Origin of the sequence: Pseudarthrobacter sp. NamB4, assembly GCF_005796185.1 — a bacterium.
In the GTDB taxonomy this organism is placed as follows: domain Bacteria; phylum Actinomycetota; class Actinomycetes; order Actinomycetales; family Micrococcaceae; genus Arthrobacter.
On the sequence record NZ_VAHM01000006.1, the window covers coordinates 142,629 to 161,038 of the forward strand.

At 64.9% G+C, this 18,410-nt stretch carries 18 protein-coding genes and 1 pseudogene; 12 read left to right on the top strand and 7 right to left on the bottom strand.

The window, feature by feature from the left end; all coding sequences use genetic code 11:
- Positions 1 to 4 precede the first annotated feature (4 nt).
- From FDW81_RS07755 to FDW81_RS07765, 3 genes and pseudogenes are all read right to left on the bottom strand, one after another.
- Positions 5 to 1,078 carry an extracellular solute-binding protein gene (locus tag FDW81_RS07755; protein ID WP_138133615.1) on the bottom strand — a complete coding sequence of 358 codons (1,074 nt, stop codon included), beginning with the start codon at positions 1,076 to 1,078 and terminating at the stop codon, positions 5 to 7.
- 230 nt (positions 1,079 to 1,308) lie between these two features.
- Positions 1,309 to 1,446 (bottom strand): annotated as a pseudogene (locus FDW81_RS07760) (acyl-CoA thioesterase); the annotation flags it as partial.
- Positions 1,447 to 1,484: 38 nt separating this feature from the next.
- Positions 1,485 to 1,988 (bottom strand): GNAT family N-acetyltransferase, encoded by a 504-nt coding sequence (locus FDW81_RS07765; RefSeq protein WP_138133616.1) that lies wholly within the window; start codon positions 1,986 to 1,988, stop codon positions 1,485 to 1,487.
- 150 nt (positions 1,989 to 2,138) lie between these two features.
- Here FDW81_RS07765 and FDW81_RS07770 point away from each other — a divergent pair, with 150 nt between their 5' ends.
- From FDW81_RS07770 to FDW81_RS07780, 3 genes are all read left to right on the top strand, one after another.
- Positions 2,139 to 2,648: a MarR family winged helix-turn-helix transcriptional regulator gene (locus FDW81_RS07770; protein WP_138133617.1), complete on the top strand. Its 510-nt coding sequence runs from the start codon at positions 2,139 to 2,141 to the stop codon at positions 2,646 to 2,648.
- A gap of 71 nt (positions 2,649 to 2,719) precedes the next feature.
- A complete protein-coding gene (locus tag FDW81_RS18410; RefSeq protein ID WP_240720051.1) occupies positions 2,720 to 3,046 on the top strand; it encodes a hypothetical protein in 327 nt (108 codons plus the stop codon).
- Complete coding sequence (locus tag FDW81_RS07780) at positions 3,043 to 3,969, top strand: serine/threonine-protein kinase (protein ID WP_138133618.1); 927 nt, start codon at positions 3,043 to 3,045, stop codon at positions 3,967 to 3,969. Before FDW81_RS18410 ends, FDW81_RS07780 begins: the two co-directional genes overlap by 4 nt.
- Here the strand turns inward: FDW81_RS07780 and FDW81_RS07785 are convergent.
- On the bottom strand, positions 3,966 to 4,643 hold the full coding sequence (locus FDW81_RS07785; protein WP_138133619.1) for a histidine phosphatase family protein: 678 nt from the start codon (positions 4,641 to 4,643) through the stop codon (positions 3,966 to 3,968). The genes FDW81_RS07780 and FDW81_RS07785 overlap by 4 nt on opposite strands.
- Positions 4,644 to 4,751: 108 nt before the next feature.
- Complete coding sequence (purB, locus tag FDW81_RS07790) at positions 4,752 to 6,194, bottom strand: adenylosuccinate lyase (protein ID WP_138133620.1); 1,443 nt, start codon at positions 6,192 to 6,194, stop codon at positions 4,752 to 4,754.
- 184 nt (positions 6,195 to 6,378) lie between these two features.
- Between purB and FDW81_RS07795 the strand changes: the two genes are divergently transcribed.
- Positions 6,379 to 6,681: a hypothetical protein gene (locus FDW81_RS07795; protein WP_138133621.1), complete on the top strand. Its 303-nt coding sequence runs from the start codon at positions 6,379 to 6,381 to the stop codon at positions 6,679 to 6,681.
- Positions 6,681 to 8,057: a hypothetical protein gene (locus FDW81_RS07800; RefSeq protein WP_138133622.1), complete on the top strand. Its 1,377-nt coding sequence runs from the start codon at positions 6,681 to 6,683 to the stop codon at positions 8,055 to 8,057. Before FDW81_RS07795 ends, FDW81_RS07800 begins: the two co-directional genes overlap by 1 nt.
- A gap of 100 nt (positions 8,058 to 8,157) precedes the next feature.
- Here FDW81_RS07800 and FDW81_RS07805 read toward each other — a convergent pair whose 3' ends face one another.
- The gene (locus FDW81_RS07805) at positions 8,158 to 8,583 is read right to left on the bottom strand and encodes a phage holin family protein (protein WP_138133623.1); all 426 of its coding nucleotides are present in this window, start codon (positions 8,581 to 8,583) and stop codon (positions 8,158 to 8,160) included.
- A gap of 257 nt (positions 8,584 to 8,840) precedes the next feature.
- Here FDW81_RS07805 and FDW81_RS07810 point away from each other — a divergent pair, with 257 nt between their 5' ends.
- The 7 genes from FDW81_RS07810 to FDW81_RS07840 all read left to right on the top strand — a co-directional run bounded on the left by FDW81_RS07810 (position 8,841) and on the right by FDW81_RS07840 (position 17,955).
- The gene (locus FDW81_RS07810) at positions 8,841 to 10,208 is read left to right on the top strand and encodes a polysaccharide lyase family 1 protein (RefSeq protein ID WP_138133624.1); all 1,368 of its coding nucleotides are present in this window, start codon (positions 8,841 to 8,843) and stop codon (positions 10,206 to 10,208) included.
- Positions 10,208 to 12,121 carry a pectinesterase family protein gene (locus tag FDW81_RS07815; protein ID WP_138133625.1) on the top strand — a complete coding sequence of 638 codons (1,914 nt, stop codon included), beginning with the start codon at positions 10,208 to 10,210 and terminating at the stop codon, positions 12,119 to 12,121. The genes FDW81_RS07810 and FDW81_RS07815 overlap by 1 nt, the downstream gene beginning before the upstream one ends.
- Before the next feature lie 145 nt (positions 12,122 to 12,266).
- The gene (locus FDW81_RS07820; protein WP_138133626.1) at positions 12,267 to 13,385 is read left to right on the top strand and encodes a histidinol-phosphate transaminase; all 1,119 of its coding nucleotides are present in this window, start codon (positions 12,267 to 12,269) and stop codon (positions 13,383 to 13,385) included.
- A gap of 150 nt (positions 13,386 to 13,535) precedes the next feature.
- Positions 13,536 to 14,780, top strand: coding sequence for a pyruvate dehydrogenase (acetyl-transferring) E1 component subunit alpha (gene pdhA / locus FDW81_RS07825; RefSeq protein ID WP_138133627.1), 1,245 nt, complete (start codon positions 13,536 to 13,538; stop codon positions 14,778 to 14,780).
- Positions 14,780 to 15,760, top strand: a complete 981-nt coding sequence (locus FDW81_RS07830; RefSeq protein WP_138133628.1) for an alpha-ketoacid dehydrogenase subunit beta — start codon at positions 14,780 to 14,782, stop codon at positions 15,758 to 15,760. Before pdhA ends, FDW81_RS07830 begins: the two co-directional genes overlap by 1 nt.
- A 22-nt stretch (positions 15,761 to 15,782) precedes the next feature.
- Positions 15,783 to 17,312 carry a dihydrolipoamide acetyltransferase family protein gene (locus tag FDW81_RS07835; protein ID WP_138133629.1) on the top strand — a complete coding sequence of 510 codons (1,530 nt, stop codon included), beginning with the start codon at positions 15,783 to 15,785 and terminating at the stop codon, positions 17,310 to 17,312.
- Between the two features lie 25 nt (positions 17,313 to 17,337).
- On the top strand, positions 17,338 to 17,955 hold the full coding sequence (locus tag FDW81_RS07840; protein ID WP_138133630.1) for a phosphatase PAP2 family protein: 618 nt from the start codon (positions 17,338 to 17,340) through the stop codon (positions 17,953 to 17,955).
- Positions 17,956 to 17,997: 42 nt separating this feature from the next.
- Here the strand turns inward: FDW81_RS07840 and FDW81_RS07845 are convergent, their stop codons facing one another.
- Positions 17,998 to 18,339: a hypothetical protein gene (locus FDW81_RS07845; RefSeq protein ID WP_138133631.1), complete on the bottom strand. Its 342-nt coding sequence runs from the start codon at positions 18,337 to 18,339 to the stop codon at positions 17,998 to 18,000.
- Between the last annotated feature and the right edge of the window lie 71 nt (positions 18,340 to 18,410).

Consider the following 18,410-nt stretch of genomic DNA (forward strand, 5'->3'; position numbering starts at 1 on the left):
CGGACTATGTCATGTACTCAAGTTCGATCTTCTCCACCCAGGCGCCCATGTTTTCCTGAACGAAATCCCAGTCGATGTCCTGCTGCTTAAGGTCGGCGAAGAAGTCCACCACCTCGGGGTTGGCCTGGGTTCCGGCCTCCTTGTTGACCGGCATCGAGTTGAACTGCTTCGCAAACTCACCCTGGGTCTCTGCACTGCCGAACCAGTCGATGAACTTCTGGGCCTGCTCCTTCTTCTCCGTTCCCTTCACCAAGGCAATCTGTTCTACGGCCAGCGGGACACCCACAGACGGGATCACAGTTTCGACGTTCACGTTGAAGGACTTCTCACGTTCGGCAATGATCGAGGACGGCATCTGGCCCATGTCCACCTCACCGGATGCGATCCGGGCGAAGAGGTCCGTTTTTGCCACTGCCGGGCTACCGTTCTGGAAGTACTGCTCCACCTGCTTCCAGCCTTCATCCGAGATGCCAAGATCGCCGGAGTCGTCCCGATACCGGCTTAGGATGCCCGCGAACACGAGCTGTGCAGTGGCGGTGCCCAGGCCGGTGACCCGCTCGTAACGGGCCTTAAACTCGTCCTTCGTCCACAGATCGGTCCAGTCCTGCGGCGCCTTGTCCTCGGAGATTTTGTCCGAGTTGTAGCCCAGGAGGATGGCCTGCTTCACCAGCGGCCAGTAGGTTTCACCGTCGCCAAGATCCTCCTCCACCTCACCTGCCCAGGATGGCTCATACGGCTCGAGCGCATCCTCGGCCTTGATCTGCGAGAAGTACATGTTGTTCAGGCCGAAGGCGACGTCGGCAATCGGGTTGTTCTTCTCGGCGATCAGTTTGTTGGTGGCATCAGCACCACCGGCACCGACGATCTCAATCTTGAAGCCGGCTTCGGCGGCCTTGGCGGTGACCCATTCGCCGCGGCCTTCGCCGTTGGAATTGGTGTAGACAACAAGGGTGTCGCCACTGGTCGCCGGAGCCGAGGAAGCTTCTCCCGACGCTGCGGGCACGGAAGTACCACCGCCGCAGCCGGCAAGAAGGGTGACGGCGACGGCGGCGGCAACCAAAGTCTGCAATTTACGCACGATCAGGACTCATTTCTGGACTGGAACCGGAGCATGTCCGCACAGCCTATAGCGGGACATGCGGAATGGCGGGCTGTTATTTCTATCGATTCGATAAACAGCCCGGCAGTTTACTCTGGTCCAGTTGCAGGAACAGCGTGGGGCGTCCAAGTGAACGTCCAGTTAAAGTTTGCAGGCGTTGCTGGCGGCATGGGCGGCACGTGCTTCTGGAAGCCCGGGCGCCGCCGTCGTCAATCCTGGCTGACCGTCTCCGTGAGGTGGTGCGTTGGGATCCTGTCCCTGTCGTAGGTGATCTTTGTGTAGCCGTGCGGCCCGGGCTTGCCGGAAGCGTTCAGGTTCACGAAGACGATCTCCGCGATGGTGAGGATCCGAACCGGGGGCCGGGCTTCCCAGTGTGACAGGGCACCTACGCCATTGCGGTGTGGGCGGCGCTTCGGGCATTGATGCTCTTGGCGTAGCAGTGGGAGTGCTCAACCCCGATGTAGGGCCCGAAATTCGGCACCGCCTCAAAGCCGGAGTTCTGGTAAAAGTTCCGTCCGTCCGGCTGGGCTGATCCTGCCTCCGCCTTGATCCGCGTGATGCCCTGCTTGAAGGCTTCGGCCTCCAGGGCGGCCAGGATCGAACTCGCCACCCCTGAACCGCGGGTGTATGGAAGGACGTACAGCCGCTTGATTTCTGCGGTGGTGGCGTCGAGCATCCGCAGGCCGCCGCATCCCACGGGCTGGCCCGATCCCTTGTCATAGGCCACCAGGAACACCGCGCAGTCAGCGCCCGACGGCGGCGGGCCGGGTTCGTGGTCCGGCGTTCCGAAGCGGGCGTCGAGCTCGGCCTGTTGGGCGCGGCGCAAATCCGCGCCAACAGGGTGGGACCAGGGCACTTGCCGGATGTTCAGCCGCGGGTTGGTCTGCATATTGCCTCGATTCGCCGAAGGGTTATGCAGACTTAGGCTAAGGGGAAGCGATTACGCCGGTGTTTCCGGCCGGTTAGGGCCTCGAGACGTCAAGGAGTGGCTTTGCAACTCACTTGTCTGGCTAGTTATCAGCTGGTCTAGGATGATCGTATGGGTTCTACGGGTAATGAAGGCTCCGGCTATTGGTACGGGCCGGACGGTCAACTGGATTACAGCGCTGCGGTGCTGAAATCACTGCGCGACTACCGGGCTGCAGAGACGGCGGTGCGGCGGTCCACCCGTGACTCCATGGGAATGGGTGAGACGGACATCCTCGCCCTGCGCTATCTTCTGCGGGTCCAGGCGTCCGGCAAGACCGTGGTACCCAAGGACATCAGTCATTTCCTGGGTATTACCAGCGCTTCCACCACCTCACTCATTGACCGCTTGGTGGCAAGCGGCCACGTCCGCCGGGAGGCCCATCCCACTGACCGGCGCTCAGTGGTGGTGGTGCCCACTGTTGAGTCGGACCGGGAGGTCCGCGTAACGCTGGGGGCAATGCACCGCCAGATGATGGCAGTGGCCGAGTCCCTTACCGCGGATGAGGCCCGGGTTGTCATCGAATTCCTTGAACGGATGACGGAAGCGCTTCAGCGCGGCCATCCCGAAAAAAGTAACTAGCCCGACTAGCTAGACGCACTAGCAATATGTATGCTTACGACTAATCCCGTAATTTCCTGACCTTCGGAGTCGTGAGCACGTTGATGACCTTTACTGAGCTTGCTCCTTCCGGTTCGCCGGAGGGTGCCACTATCAACAGCCCCCGGCGCGCCACCGGCACCGTTAGCGGCCCGGCTGTCCACTGCGGAACCGCCATGGAACTGGTCACTCCCGCTGTTGGCCCTGCCGCCGTCCGCTACACCTTCGGGCCCGAGGAAACCACCGTCCAGCTTCCGCATGTATGGCGCTGCGGATGCGGCTTCCAGCTCGACGCCTGGATCCAGTCCCCCTACGCTCTCGGGCCGCAGGGTGGAGCGGCTGAGCAGGGCGCCCGACATCTAATGGCGCTCTCCGCATGACCTCCTCCAACGCGGCGACCCTGCAAAGGCCTGCCGACCTCACTCAGCCCAAGACCGTCGTGGCTGGCCGGTACCAGCTTAGGGACCGCCTGGGCCGCGGCTCATTTGCCGAGGTTTTCCGCGCCGTGGACCTCAATGGGGGACCCGATGTGGCCGTAAAAGTGGCTGTGGGCGGCTCCGCGAAGCACTTCAGGCGCATAAGCAGCGAGGCCGCTGTCCTGGCGGCCCTGCGGCACCCTTCCATCGTCAGGTTCATCGGCGAGGGCGTTGTGCCGGGCGGTACCCCGCTCTCAGGGCGTCCCTTCCTGGTTGAGGAGATGGCCCTTGGGGGAACCCTCTCCGAGGCCGTCCGCACCACCGCATACCAGCCTGGCGTCGTGGCCGGCTGGGCCCAGGGGCTCTTTGACGCACTGGCCCACCTTCACCGGCAGGGGCTTGTCCACCGCGACATCAAGCCGGCCAACCTGATGCTGAGCGGCCTGCGCCGGAGCCCTGTGCGCATTATCGATTTCGGCATTGTGGCCCCTGCCGGTGCAGCTCCAGAGCCCGGCATGTCGTCCGGGACGGTGCACTACATGAGTCCGGAACAGGCATCTGGGGGACCGGCCCGTCCGTCGTGGGACGTGTATGCCATGGGTTTGGTCCTCCTGGAACTCCTCACAGGAACGAAGGCCTTCCCCGGGACCGCAATAGAGTCACTCGTGGCCCGGACCCTTCGAAGCCCGCAGGTTCCGGACTCCCTGGGGTCCGGCTGGTGTTCCTTCCTCCACTCATTAACGGCGATGGACAGTGCAGCGCGCCCGACTGCGGCGGAGGCCGCGGGCATGGCCGCGCAGCTTGTCCCCGCACCGGCAGAAGAGGCGTTCAGTCCCTGCCGGAGGATGGCGTTTTTTCCGGCCCGCCGGATCCGGCAGCTTACCTAGGCCCCTTTGACGTCCCGGCCGGTGGGGTCTTCCGCTGTTGGATCGGCAAGAGCGAGCCCGCCCACAGGGCTGCCGTCCCAGTGAATTAGTTTCCACCCGTTGTCCGGATCGCCTTCCAAGGCCACGATTCCGGTATTCGCCAGCACATGGCGCGCGGCGAATTCATGGTCAGCGTCCTCAGCGCGGCGTCCGGCCCAGGTACGGATGGCCGCACCATGGCTGACCACCGCGGCCGTCTCGTGCTGCCCGCCGGGCGCACGGTCCACGATCCGGCGGATCGCAGCGTCAAAGCGTTCAAAGAAGGTATGCCCGTCCGGACCTGCCGGCATTCTCTGGTCCAGGTCCCCTGCGGCCCAGGAGAAAACCGTGCCCATGTACCGCTTGTGGGCTTCGTGGTCGGTCAGTTTTTCCAGCGACCCGGCTTCGATCTCGTGCAGGCCATCAAGCACCTCCACTTCCAGCCCGTGCACCCGGGCCAGCGGCGCCGCCGTGATTTGGGTCCTGATCAGCGTTGACGCGTACAGGGCGCCGATGGGCTCGTTGGCAAGCGACCTGGCCATCGCCTCTGCCTGCCGTTCACCCAGCTCCGTGAGTCCCGGCCCCGGGTGCGCCGTATCCAGCTGGCCGAGCACGTTACCGGGGGTCTGTCCGTGGCGGATGAGCAGCAACTTCATGCTTCCAGTTTCCCACCCCATCAACCAAGGGTGACGCCGGGGAAAGACGAAGGCGCCCGACCCGCCCGGGCCCGGCGCCGCCGTCGTAATTTCCCTGTACCGCGGGGACTACTTGAGGTGGTCCACCAGCTGGTCCGCGATGCCCGTGTACTTGCCGGGTGTCAGCGCGAGCAGCCGTGCCTCGGCCTCCCGCGAAAGGCCGAGGCTCTGCACGAACTCCTGCATGCGGGCCGCATCCACGCGCTGGCCGCGGGTGAGGTCCTTGAGGCGTTCGTAGGGATTTTCCATGCCTTCGACGCCGGCGATCGCCTCGGCGCGCATGACCATCTGGATCGCTTCGCCCAGGACCTCCCAGTTGGTGTCCAGGTCTCCGGCCAGGACGTCCACCGCGACGTCAAGGCGCTCCAGGCCCTTGGAAACATTGGAAATCGCCAGCAGTGAGTGGCCGAACGCCACGCCGATGTTGCGCTGGCTGGAGGAGTCCGTGAGGTCCCGCTGCCAGCGTGAGGTGACAAGGGTGGCGCCCAGGGTGTCCAGCAGGCCGTTGGAGATCTCCAGGTTTGCCTCCGCGTTCTCGAAGCGGATCGGGTTGACCTTGTGCGGCATGGTGGAGGAGCCGGTGGCACCGGCAACAGGGATCTGCGCGAAGTAGCCGATGGAAATGTAGCTCCAGATGTCCGTGCAGACGTTGTGCAGGATGCGGTTGAACCGGGCGACGTCGGCGTACAGCTCCCCCTGCCAGTCGTGGCTCTCGATCTGCGTGGTCAGGGGGTTCCAGGTCAGTCCCAGCCCTTCCACGAAGGACTTGGAGACCTGCTGCCAGTCGACGCCGGGAACGGAAGCAACGTGTGCGGCATAGGTGCCGGTGGCTCCGTTGATCTTCCCCAGGTACTCGGTCTTTTCGATCCGGTCCAGTTGGCGGGTCAGGCGGTGCGCGATCACCGCAAGCTCTTTGCCGAGCGTGGTGGGCGTGGCGGGCTGGCCGTGCGTTCGGGACAGCATGGGGACTGCCCGGTTTTCGTTGGCCATCGTGCTGATCTGGGCCACCAGGCTGCGGGCTGCGGGCAGCCACACGTCCTCCACAGCACCCTTGATGCCCAGCGCGTAGGACAGGTTGTTGATGTCTTCGGAGGTGCAGCCGAAGTGGACCATGGCGGTGAGGTTTTCGATGCCGATGGCAGGAAGGCGGCGGCCGATGTAGTACTCAACGGCTTTGACGTCGTGGACCGTGACGGCTTCGATGTCGGCCAGCTCGGCCACTGAACCGGCGTCAAATTCGGTGACGATTGCGCGGAGCTGGTCCTGCTGCTCCTGCGTCAGCGTACGGGCGCCCGGAAGCACGTTGTTGCTGGTCAGGTGGATGAGCCATTCAACTTCCACCGCCACCCGGTCCCGGTTGAGCGCCGCTTCGGACAGGTAGTCCACCAGGGGTGCCACGGCCGACTGGTAACGGCCGTCCAGCGGTCCCAGCGCGATTTTATCCGGGGACGCGGCAAGGGCCAGGCGTCCTGAGGGCGTACGGGTGTCAGCTGTGGCGGCGGTTTCAGGCATGTGCTGATTCTTTCACGAACTCCACCACGCCCTTAAGCGGCGGCCGGGCAGGTTACTTGTCCACATAGCCGACGGCGGTCCTGCAGCCCGGGGGTGCCCCTCCGTACCGTCGTGGGAAGGGTATGCGGCAGCAGGCGAAGGGAAAGGGTGCAGTGGGAACGGTAAAGGCAGGGTGGAAGCGGCTATGAGCGTCGAGCTTGCAGGCCCGGATCTGCGCAGCGACATGCTGCGCGCTGCCCGAGTGGACCAGTTGGCCGCCCGGGTCGTCGGATGCCTGGCCAGTGCCGAGGAGGTCCTGGCAGGCTTCACAGACATACAGCTGCTTCGGTGGGAATCGCCGGCTGGGAGGGCTTATCGGGATGCTGTGTCACTGCAGGCTGCCGCCCTTGGGCGCTGCCTTGAATCGCTGGGCGCAGCAAGGGCTGCCGTGGAACGGCACAGCCAGGAGACCCTGGTGGCGGGCTGCTCCCACAACGGCATGTCCTGATGGCCGAGGTTACGCCGTCCGGCAGCGGAGGTCCGCTGAGGCTCTCCGGCCCGGCACAGGATGGGCCGCTCATGGTCCGGGGCGGCGTGGGCGGCATCAGCTTCCAGCTGGAGGAGCTGACGGGCGGCGGCGAGAAGCTGGACCAGCTGGCAGGAAAACTCGCAACTGTTGAGGTTGAGGTCCGTCGAATCTGGGAGGACCTCATTCCTTTCCATGATCTGCCCAGGTGGACGGGGTCCCTTGCACTGAGCGCGGTGGGCGAGTCGGAGCGGAGCCTCAAGGCGGTGCGGACCGAGCTGGAGGGGATCAGCAGCCGGGTCCGGGCCTGCAGGCAGGAGTATGAGAGGGCCGAGTTTCTGGCCGGGGCCGCAAGGTCCATGGGGCTGGTCAGTCCTGAAGATATCCGCAACTCCTGGTCCAACTTCAGCACTACCCGCAGTCCCGACGAAAAGATGGCGGAAACGCTGATTGCCCGGTTGGGCATGGAAGCGTCGGATATCAGGCGGCTGACACAGCGGAAAGGCTGGGGTGCGGAAGGGCCGGACGAGGCAGGAGCGTCCGGGCCACGTCCCCTGACACTGCGCCGCGAGGAGACAATACGGGTGGACCTTGATGCGTCCCCTGCCGGACTGTTGGAGCGCATCCGCCGGATAGATGCACGCGGTGCCGGTTTCATTGAGGTCATCGAGGTGCGCAACGGGGCGGAGGACAACGCGTTTGTTGTCGTCATTCCGGGTACCCAGCCTGCCCTCCTCGGTGCCGGCGGGGAAAACCCATTTGATGAGGTGGGGATAGCGGAAGCGATGTTCAACGGGTCAAGGGAACTGACTCCGGCTGTCCTGCAGGCGCTCCGGGAAGCCGGCGCGGAGCAGGGAGACCCGGTGGTGGCCGTGGGTTACAGCCAAGGCGGCATCCATGCCGCGAACCTGGCTGCAGACCAGCGCCTGCTGTCCGAGTACGACCTGCGGTACGTCCTCACAGCCGGTTCGCCGGTGGCCGGGATCGACCCAGCCCCGGGAGTCCAGCTGCTGCACCTGGAGCATCAGGCAGACTGGGTGCCCGGCGGTGACGGTGCCCCCAATCCGGAGACCAGGGACCGGATAACAGTCTCCACCACCAACGCCCTGAAGAGGGTGGAGGGGGAGGGAGGGCTTGGAATGGGCCACGGGCTCAGCAACTACCAGGACGCCGCACGGCTGGTGTCAGCCAGCGGCGATCCATCCCTGGTGGCATCCACCGGGACGCTGGCCGCCGTGCTGGGGGCAGGAGGCACCGCGACGGCTACGAGGTTTTCCCTGGCCCGGACACAGCCTCCCGCCCCGGCCCCCGCGCCATCTGGTCCACGCAGGCTCGAGCGGGGACATGCGGGGCGGTAGGAGTACGGCGTCAGGGGAGGGCAGTTTCGTTGGGGCGCCGATAGGGAGGCACCGCTGGGAAGCGCCGATAGGACGGCACCGGCCGGGCATTGAAGCGCAGCTACCGCCGGACTCCGGTGAGCCGGCCGGCCACCAATGAGATCAGGGTGATGATGATGGCCCCGAGCACCGCCGTCCAGAAGAAGGAATCGATGGTGAAGTGCACCGGAGTGAACGTGCTGATCCACGATGTCAGGTACAGCATGGCGGCGCTGATGACGATAGTGAAGAGGCCCAGTGTGAGGATGGTGATCGGCAGTGAGAGGAGGCTGACCAAGGGGCGGATAAAGGCATTGACCAACCCGAAGATCAGGCCGACGAACAGATAGGCCAAAATGCTCCCTGCTACATCTGTTCCCTGCGAGAGGCCGGTCTGTGCAACCGCATCTGTCGCTGCCGCAGTGGAGATCTCCAGGCCTGGCAGTATCCAGCTGGCAATCCACAGGGCCAGTCCACTGATGAGGACCCGGCCAATGAATGAGCGCATGCGCCTATGTTTGCACACCCCACGTTTGGGCCGCGTGGCAGAACCGTCAGTCAGCAGGATTCTTCAGGGCCTGCGCCGGCCCAAACAGCTGATGACGGCGCGGTCACGGCAGCGTGACAGGCGGCACAACGCACTTGTCAAGATACACGAAAGTCTTGACGACGGGAAAGCTTTTTCTGAATAGTAGAGAAATCGCTTTCTTACGTGCCGTGCCAGCGGCACCGAGCGTGGTTCATTCCAATGGAGGAAGAGAGATCATGCGTAACACAACGCCACTAACGGTATCGGTCGCAGCGGGTGTTGCACTGCTGCTCGCGGCACCTGCCCCGTCGTTCGCCTCGCCGGCACGGCAGGCCGATCCCACAGCCCAAACGGTCCGCCAGCCGCTCGAACGCCAGGTGCTCCCCGCCAACGACGGCTGGGCAGCCGCCGGGACGGGAACCACGGGTGGAGCAGGCGCAACTCCTGACCGCGTTTACGACGTTTCAAACCGCGGAGAACTGCTGGCAGCGTTTGCAAGCGGAGGCTCAGAGCCGAAAATCATCCGGGTCCACGGCGACATCCAGGCCAACGTCGGCGCAGCTGGCGCTCCCCTGAGCTGTGAGGACTACGCCAGCGGTACCGGATATTCCCTGGCACACTACCTGCACGATTTCGATCCCGCCCGTTTTGGGACAACCAGGGAGCCCGAGGGTCCCCAGGAAAGTGCGCGGCGGCTTGCGGCCGCGAAACAGGCTTCCACCATCCGCTGGGACATTCCCAGCAACACCACCATCGTGGGGGCTGGCCCGGACAGCAGCATCACGGGAGCAGCTCTGCGGATCAACCGGGCGCAGAACGTGATACTCCGGAACCTGACCGTGCGCGACGCTGCCGACTGCTTCCCGTCCTGGGACCCCACCGACGGCGCCACCGGCAACTGGAACAGCGAGTACGATCTGCTGCAGATTATCAACGGCTCCACCAACGTCTGGGTGGCCCACTCCCAATTCACAGATGCCCCCAACCTGGACAGCGCACAGCCCAGCTACTTCGGCCGGCCCTACCAGGTCCATGACGGCGCCGTCGACGTCACGAACGGCTCGGACCTGGTCACCATGTCCTACAACCGCTTCTCCGAGCACGACAAGCTGCTCCTGATCGGATCCACCGATTCCACCAGCCGGGGTGACGTGGGGAATCTGCGGGTGACCATCCACCACAATGTGTTCGAGAACGTGGGGCAGCGGGCACCCCGGGTCCGCTACGGCCAGGTGGACGTCTACAACAACCACTTCAAGGCCGCTGCCGACTCAAAGGTGCCTTACGGCTACACCTTTGGCGCAGGCGTGGAATCGCACCTGCACGCGGAGGCCAACGCCTTCACGATCCCCGCCGAAGTCCCCGTGTCATCGCTGATCGCCTATTTCAAGGGCAAGGTCATCACCACCACCGGGAACGCGGTCAACGGCAAGATTACGGATCTCAGGGCGGAGTACAACGCAGCGGCTCCCGCTGACCGGCAATTGGCGCCGGACAACACCTGGACGCCCGCGCTGCGGACCCATGTGAACGCCGCCCAGGCCGTTCCGGCCCTCCTGGCGGACGCCGTCGGACCCGTCTTTACGTCTGGGGAGGCCCGCTGATGCGCCGTTTCAAACCCAGCCGCCGTTCCCTCCTCACGGCGGTGGCCGCTGGAGCAGTCACAGCCGCCGCTGGACTCGCGGGCCCGGGAGCAGCTGCTTCGCACGCGGCGGCCCGTCCCGTTGTTGCCCCACCCCCGGGCCGTCCCAAGCCGGTGATATTCGTCGTGGGCGATTCCACGTCCTCCGCCTACCAGCACTCGGAACGTCCCCGCACCGGCTGGGGGCAGGCACTGCCCCTGCTGCTGGGGCCGCAGGCCGCTGTGTTCGACTACGCCTGGTCCGGCGCCTCTTCCAAGAGCTTTGCCGACGCCGGCCTGCTGCATGAGGTGCTGGAAATGCTGCGGCCCGGCGATTACCTGCTCATCTCCTTTGGGCACAATGATGAGAAAGTCCAGGATCCGGCAAGGGGCACCGATCCGCAGACCACCTTCAAGGAGTATCTGCAAAAGTACATCGGCGGCGCTGCAGAGCGCGGTGCGCAGCCCGTGCTGGTGACGCCCGTGGAGCGCCGCCGGTTCAGCGCCCTGGGTGTTGCCCAGGATTCCCACGGCCCCTACCCGGAAGCCGTCCGTGCACTGGCAGCAGCCACGGGAACGCCGCTGGTGGATCTCACCGCGTCCTCCAAGGACCTCTGGCAACAGCTTGGTGCGGAAGGAACCAAATCCCACTTCCTCTACGCAGCGCCGGGGCAGTACCCGCAGTACCCGGAAGGGGTTGCCGACAACACCCATTTCCAGGCCGAAGGTGCCCTGGCAGTCGCGCGGCTGGTGGCCCGCGAACTGCAGGCCCACCAGACAGTGCCGCCGGGATACTTCCAGTACCTCGATGCCGGGCTGGATGCGCTCAACGGGATTCACTGGCCCAGCGAACGGCCAGTGGACAAGCCCCTGGTCCTGGAAGTCGGGGCAGGCTCGGCGTTCGCTACGGTGCAGGCGGCAGTGGATGCCGTGCCGGCCGGGAGCACCCGCCGCACGCAGATACGCATAGCCCCCGGAACTTACCGGGGAACCGTCAGGGTGCCGGCAAACAAGCCGAGGATCTCCTTTATTGGGCTGGGGGAAAAGCCCCAGGACGTCGTGCTGGTCTACAACAACGCCTCGGGTACAGCCAAGCCGGACGGCACCGGAACCTTCGGCACGGGCGGAAGTGCCAGCGTAAGGATTGACGGGCCGGACTTCACGGCCTCCAACCTCACCTTCAGCAATGACTTCGACGAGGGTGCGAACCAGGACATGAGGAACCGGCAGGCAGTGGCTCTCTTCCTCACCGGGGACCGCGCCGTCCTGCGCAACATCCGCTGCCTCGGCAATCAGGACACCCTGCTGGTCGACTCCCCGACCCGCGGGGTGCAGTCACGCTTCTTCTTCAGTGACTGCTATGTGGAGGGGGACGTGGACTTCATCTTCGGCCGGGGAACGGCAGTCTTTTCCGGCTGCGAGATCAGGTCCCTGGACCGCGGCTCGGACACGAACAACGGCTACGTTTCCGCGGGCAGCCTGAACACCCAGCTCAAACACGGCTACCTGTTTACGGGATGCCGGTTCGTTTCGGATGCCGCGTCCGGCTCCGTGCACCTGGGCCGCCCATGGCACCCCAGCGGCGATGTTGATGCCATTGCCCAGGTGCTGGTCCGGGACTCATGGCTGGGTGCCCACATTTCCAGCGCTCCCTGGACTGACATGAGCGGCTTCTCCTGGCAGGAAGCGCGCTTCCACGAGTTGAACAACAACGGTCCGGGATCCCGCATCACCGCTACCCGGCCGCAGCTGGATCCCGCGCTGGCCAGGGAGTTCACGCTGGAGGAATACCTGCGTGGCGCGGACGGCTGGGCTCCGCAGTTGGCGGGTACCAGGGCGGACAGCACGCAGGAGATGGCGGGGACGGCCGCGGCGGCAGGAACAGTCACCCGCTGACCCCTGCTTGAAGTTGGGGCGGCCTGCCGGACGCGTCCTGGCCGGATCTGTGCCGGGCAGGACGTGCCGGCCGCCCCAATCCCGCGGAGCACCCCCGGGAAGGCCCGATCTTCCCTCCCACAGCGGGGGAAGTAGGCTGGTCTGCATGACCTCATCCGAGACCGTAACGGGGGGTATCGAGCCCCGCCCTGTGGTGGCCCGTTTACCGCGCTATGCCGCCGGGAAGCCGCCCGCCGCCGTTGATGGCCTGACCAGTTACAAGCTTTCTTCCAACGAGAATCCGTTACCTCCGCTTCCTGCAGTCGTCGAGGCCATTGCCCAGCAAACCGATTTCAACCGCTACCCGGACCCGCTCAGCAGCGGGCTCCGCGCCGAGCTGTCAGGGTTCCTGGGCGTTCCCGCGGACGACATTGTCACCGGGGCAGGCAGTCTGGGTGCGCTGAACCAACTCCTGGCAACGTTTGCCGGGCGAAACGACGACGGCACGGCCGACGAGGTGATCTACGCCTGGCGCTCCTTTGAGGCCTACCCCATCAGTGTTGGCCTCGCCGGTGCCGAAAGCGTCAGGATACCCGTCACCGCGGATGGGCGGCATGACCTTCCGGCGATGGCCGCCGCCGTAACTCCACGTACCAGGATGATCCTCCTCTGCACACCCAACAATCCCACCGGCCCGGTCCTTGGAACGGCCGAAACCGAGGAGTTCATCCGGCTCGTCCCGCCGGATGTGGTGGTGGTGATCGACGAGGCCTACCAGGAGTTCGTGCGGGCGGAAGGCGCAGTGGACGGCATCGCCATGTACCGGAAGTATCCCAATGTGGTGGTGCTTCGGACCTTCTCCAAGGCACACGGCCTTGCCGGTCTCCGGGTGGGCTACAGCGTGTCCAATCCTGGGCTCACGCAGCATCTCCGGGTCGCGGCAACACCGTTTGCCGTGTCCCAGATTGCCGAAAAGGCCGCAATCGTTTCGCTGCAGAACTACCCCCAGGTTGTAGAAAGAGTACAAAGACTGGTGGACGAGCGCGATCGGGTTACGGCGGGGCTACGCAGCCTTGGATGGGCCGTTCCCGACGCCCAGGGGAACTTCGTGTGGCTGGACCTGGAAGCGGAGAGCTCCGATTTTGCAGCGCTGGCAGGGGCTAGGGGCCTGTCTGTCAGGGCGTTCACCGGGGAAGGCGTCAGGGTGAGCATCGGCGAGGAGCAGGCGAACACCAGATTTCTGCAGCTCTGTGCGGACTATACAAAGGCGCCACGCCGTTCCTAGCGCTTAACAAGTAGCTCGCCCGCTACCTACTGAAGATAAAGTTAGGATCAGTACAGCAATATATATGCCGCGCCGGGAATCCATTCCTTTTAGGGCATATATCCCAGCGACATTTGCACTGCATCCGCATGCGGCAAGCAAGGAGACGGTATGGGTACACATCTGCCTTCCACCGAGTTCGACGGAACAGCGGTAGACGACCAGCGCGAGGCTGATGCCGAGGCGGTCATGGGCCAGCCCCCGGCGCAGATGGTCCAACTCCTGGGCCCGGACGGGAAGCTCGGTTTTGATCCCGTTTTTACCGAGTATGCGGAGAAACTTACAGCGGAAGCGCTCCGCGGCCTGTACGCGGATATGGCCGCAATCCGCCGGTTTGATATCGAAGCCACGGCACTGCAGCGCCAGGGCCAGCTCGCGCTCTGGGTGCCGCTGACCGGCCAGGAAGCCGCGCAGATCGGCTCCGGCCGGGCAAGCCAGCCGCAGGACTACATCTTCCCCACCTACCGCGAGCACGGCGTCGCATTGACCCGCAACGTGGACCTTGCCGAACTCCTCCGCCAGTTCCGCGGAGTGTCGAACGGGGGCTGGAACCCCCAGGACACCAACTTCCACCTTTACACCCTGGTCCTCGCTGCCCAGACGCTCCACGCTGTCGGCTACGCCATGGGCATCCAGCGTGACCAGAAGCTGGCAGCCGCGGAAGCGCCCGGGCAAGGCAAGGAAAGCGCAGGCAAGGAAGCCGCCGTCATCGCATACTTTGGTGACGGCGCCAGCTCCGAGGGCGACGTCCACGAGTCCATGGTGTTCGCCTCCTCCTACAACGCCCCGGTGGTGTTCTTCTGCCAGAACAACCACTGGGCCATTTCGGTGCCCACCAACGTCCAGACCCGCGTACCGCTGTCCAACCGGGCCAAGGGGTACGGCTTCCCCGGTATCCGCGTTGACGGCAATGATGTCATTGCCGTGCATGCCGTTACCGAATGGGCGCTGGAACACGCCCGCCAGGGCAAGGGCCCGGTCCTGATCGAGGCCTTCACCTACCGCGTTGGTGCCCACACCACCGCGGACGATCCCACCAAGTACCGCCAGTCAGCGGAAGAGGACGCCTGGCGGGCCAAAGACCCGCTGCTGCGCCTCGAGAAGTACCTGCGCTCCGAAGGCCTGGCAGACGACGGGTTCTTCGCGAAGGTGAAGTCCGACGGCGATGAACTCGCCGCCTACGTCCGGCGCACCACGCATGACCTCGAGACCCCGGACATCCGCTCAGCCTTCGCCAACACCTACGCGGAAGCGCACCCGCTGGTTGCCGAGGAGCTGGCGTGGTTCGAGGAGTACAGCGCAGGATTCGCCGGCGGCGAAGAGCCGGCTGGCCAGGCAGGAAAGGCGGGCCACTGATGACTACCATGACCATTGCCAAGGCCATCAACGAAGGCCTCCGGGCCACGCTTGGCCGCAACCCAAAATCCCTCCTGATGGGTGAGGACATCGGTCCGCTGGGGGGCGTCTACCGGGTGACGGACGGGCTGATCGGGGAGTTCGGCCCGGACAGGGTGGTGGACACGCCGCTGGCGGAATCGGGGATCATCGGCACCGCCATTGGCCTGGCGCTGCGCGGATACCGCCCGGTCTGCGAAATCCAGTTCGACGGGTTTGTCTTCCCCGGCTTCAACCAGATCACGACGCAGTTGGCAAAAATGCACGCCCGCAGCAACGGCAACCTGACGGTCCCGGTGGTCATCCGCATCCCCTACGGTGGCGGCATCGGTTCCGTGGAGCACCACTCGGAATCACCTGAGGCACTCTTCGCCCACACTGCGGGACTCCGCATCATCACCCCGTCCAACGCCCACGACGCCTACTGGATGGTGCAGCAGGCCGTGGACTGCCAGGACCCGGTGATCATCTTCGAACCCAAGCGCCGCTACTGGCTCAAGGGTGAAGTGGATGTCACTGCCCCGGGCGTCGCAGATGATCCCTTTAAGGCCCATATCCTTCGCAGCGGAACCGACGCAACCGTTGTGGCCTACGGCCCCCTGGTCCCCGTTGCCCTGGCGGCCGCCAACGCCGCGGAAGAGGACGGCCGCAGCGTGGAAGTCATCGACCTGCGGTCCATCTCGCCCCTGGACTTCGACACCGTCACCGCCTCTGTACAGAAGACAGGACGTTTAATCGTGGCCCACGAGGCCCCGACGTTTGGCGGGATCGGCGGCGAGATTGCGGCCCGGATCAGCGAGCGGGCCTTCCATTCCCTCGAAGCGCCGGTGATCCGCGTGGGCGGATTCCATATGCCTTACCCGGTGGCCAAGGTGGAGGAAGACTACCTTCCGGACATTGACCGCATCCTTGAGGCCCTGGACCGCTCCCTTTCCTACTGAGGCTTTCCCAACCGAGGACACCATGACTCTGAACAAGTTCAACCTGCCCGATGTGGGCGAGGGCCTGACCGAGGCGGAAATTATCTCCTGGAAGGTCAAGCCCGGCGACGCCGTCGCCGTCAATGATGTCCTGTGCGAGATCGAAACGGCCAAATCCCTCGTGGAACTGCCTTCCCCGTTCGCGGGGACCGTCGTGGAACTTCTGGTGCCGGAAGGGGTGACCATCGACGTCGGGACCGCCATCATCAGCGTGAGCGATGACGTAGCCGGCGACACCACGCCGCCGGACGCCCGCGCTCCTGAGACTCCCGTGCAGCCGCTGTACGGAAGGCTTCCGGCGGCCGACGGCGACACAACAGACGGTGCCTCGGCTACGGAAAGTTCCCTACCCGGCGGCCCGCTGGTGGGCTCGGGTCCCAAGGCAGACGCCGTTAAGCGGCGGCCGCGGATTTCGAGGGAATCAACCACCGGCGGCGCTGCGGGCAACCTGTCCGTCAACGCCCCCGAGGTGGAGCCTGTCCAGCCCCGGACGCCGGCGGAAGTGTCTGCAGCACCGGGGATGCCGGCGGGCGACGAGACCCCCGCGCAAACCGCAAGCGCGGCCCCGCTGGACAACCGCCCCACCTTTGGCGGCACCATCACAGGGCTGGTAAACCGCGTCCTGGCCAAGCCTCCGGTCCGCAAGATTGCCCGGGACCTGGGCATCGACCTAGCGGACGTGGTGGCCACCGGACTCCGCGGTGAGGTAACGCGGGAGGACCTGGTCAGCTACCAGGCGCAGCGGGACGCGGAACTGGACAAGGCGGACGGCTTCTGGGGCAAGGCGGGCAAGCCGCAGGACCAGCGGATTGAGCGGATTCCCGTCAAGGGTGTCCGCAGGGCCACGGCGAAGGCGATGGTGGAGTCCGCGTTTTCAGCGCCGCACGTGAGCATCTTCGTGGATGTGGATGCCAGCCGCACCATGGAGTTTGTCAAGCGGCTTAAGGCGTCGCGTGACTTTGAAGGCATCAAGGTGTCACCGCTGCTCATCCTGGCCAAGGCCGTGATTTGGGCCGCTGCCCGGAACCCCAGCGTCAATGCCACGTGGGTGGACAATGCGGACGGAACCGACGGCGCGGAGATCCATGTCAAGCACTACATGAACCTTGGTATCGCCGCAGCTACGCCGCGTGGCCTGATGGTGCCCAACATCAAGAACGCCCAGGACCTGTCGCTGAAGGAGCTGGCCCAGGCCCTCAACAACCTGGCCGTAACCGCCCGCGCCGGCAAGACCCAGCCGGCTGAAATGCAGGGCGGCACGCTGACCATCACCAATATCGGTGCCTTGGGCATTGATACCGGCACCCCCATCATCAATCCCGGTGAGGTTGCCATCGTTGCATTCGGCACCATCAAGCAGAAGCCGTGGGTCCTGGACGGGGAAGTAATCCCGCGGTGGATCACCACCCTCGGCGGCTCCTTCGACCACCGCGTGGTGGACGGTGACCTGTCCGCCCGCTTCATGGCCGACGTCGCGGCCATCCTAGAGGAGCCTGCGCTCCTCCTCGACTAGGACGGGGGCTCGGGGTGGACTGGATGTGACGACCAACAGCAGCAGCATCAGGGTGAAGAACAGGACCGCCAGGTGGCTGACTGAAGTGTTCCAGCCTCCTGTGGTGGTAAGCATCCAGCTGCTGATCAGCCCCCTGACGCAGCCGGGCTTCCCGGGAACCATGGGCTACGGTGCGCTGGCGGCCCTGTTCGTGTGCGTGCTTCCGCTGTTCCTGCTGCTCGTGCTGGTGCGGCTCGGAAGAGTGACTGACCACCATGTCAGCAACAAGGGACAACGCGCTCCCGTGCTGCTGATGGCGCTTGCCTCCATCCTGGCCGGCCTCGTGGTGCTAGGGGCGGCGGGAGCGCCGGAGAGTGTGGTGGCCATGGTGCTTGCCGTGGTGGCGGGAGTGGTGGTCGTAGCGGGGGTGAGCCCGTTCTGGAAGATCAGCGGGCATGCTGCCGCGATGTCCTCATCAACGGCAATCACTGTCCTCATGCTCGGGCCGGCCTGGTTTCCGTTACTGCTGCTGATACCCGCTGTTGGCTGGTCACGCGTGGTGCTGCGTGCGCATTCGGTAGCCCAGGTGGTCGCGGGCTCGCTCTTTGGCGGCACCGTCATGGCGGGGATCTGGTGGGTGCTGCAGGGCTGGATGGTGGTTTAGGCCGGAGGCGCCCGGGCCGCTGTAAAGCTGCGTCTTCCCGCTCTAGAACGCTGCGTACGGGTTGGCTGTCAGCATCTCCAGGATGGCCGGGTCAGCGGTAGTGCCCAAAACCACTGCGGCCCCCGCCATAAGCACGCCCATCGCCGTTGCCATGCCGGCCCAGGCCGTCAGGAGCTTCCAGTCCTCCCGCAGTACGCTTCCCACGGTCTCGGGAAGCTTGATGCCGGGTGCGATGAGGTTGGGCGCGCTGTCGACGCTCCCATCGTCCAGCAGGGCCACTACCCGGTTATTGTCGCGATCAACCCGCATGGAGCAGATATGGTTGCCGTGGCGGGCCAGGAGGATGTCGTGGCCTGCGAGCTGGCGGCGCTGGAGAGTAATCAACGGGGCCCCTTGATGGTGGTGGATGCTGAGTGTCCGCGCCGTTGGGGCCGTATTCGATTTTATCTTCGTGC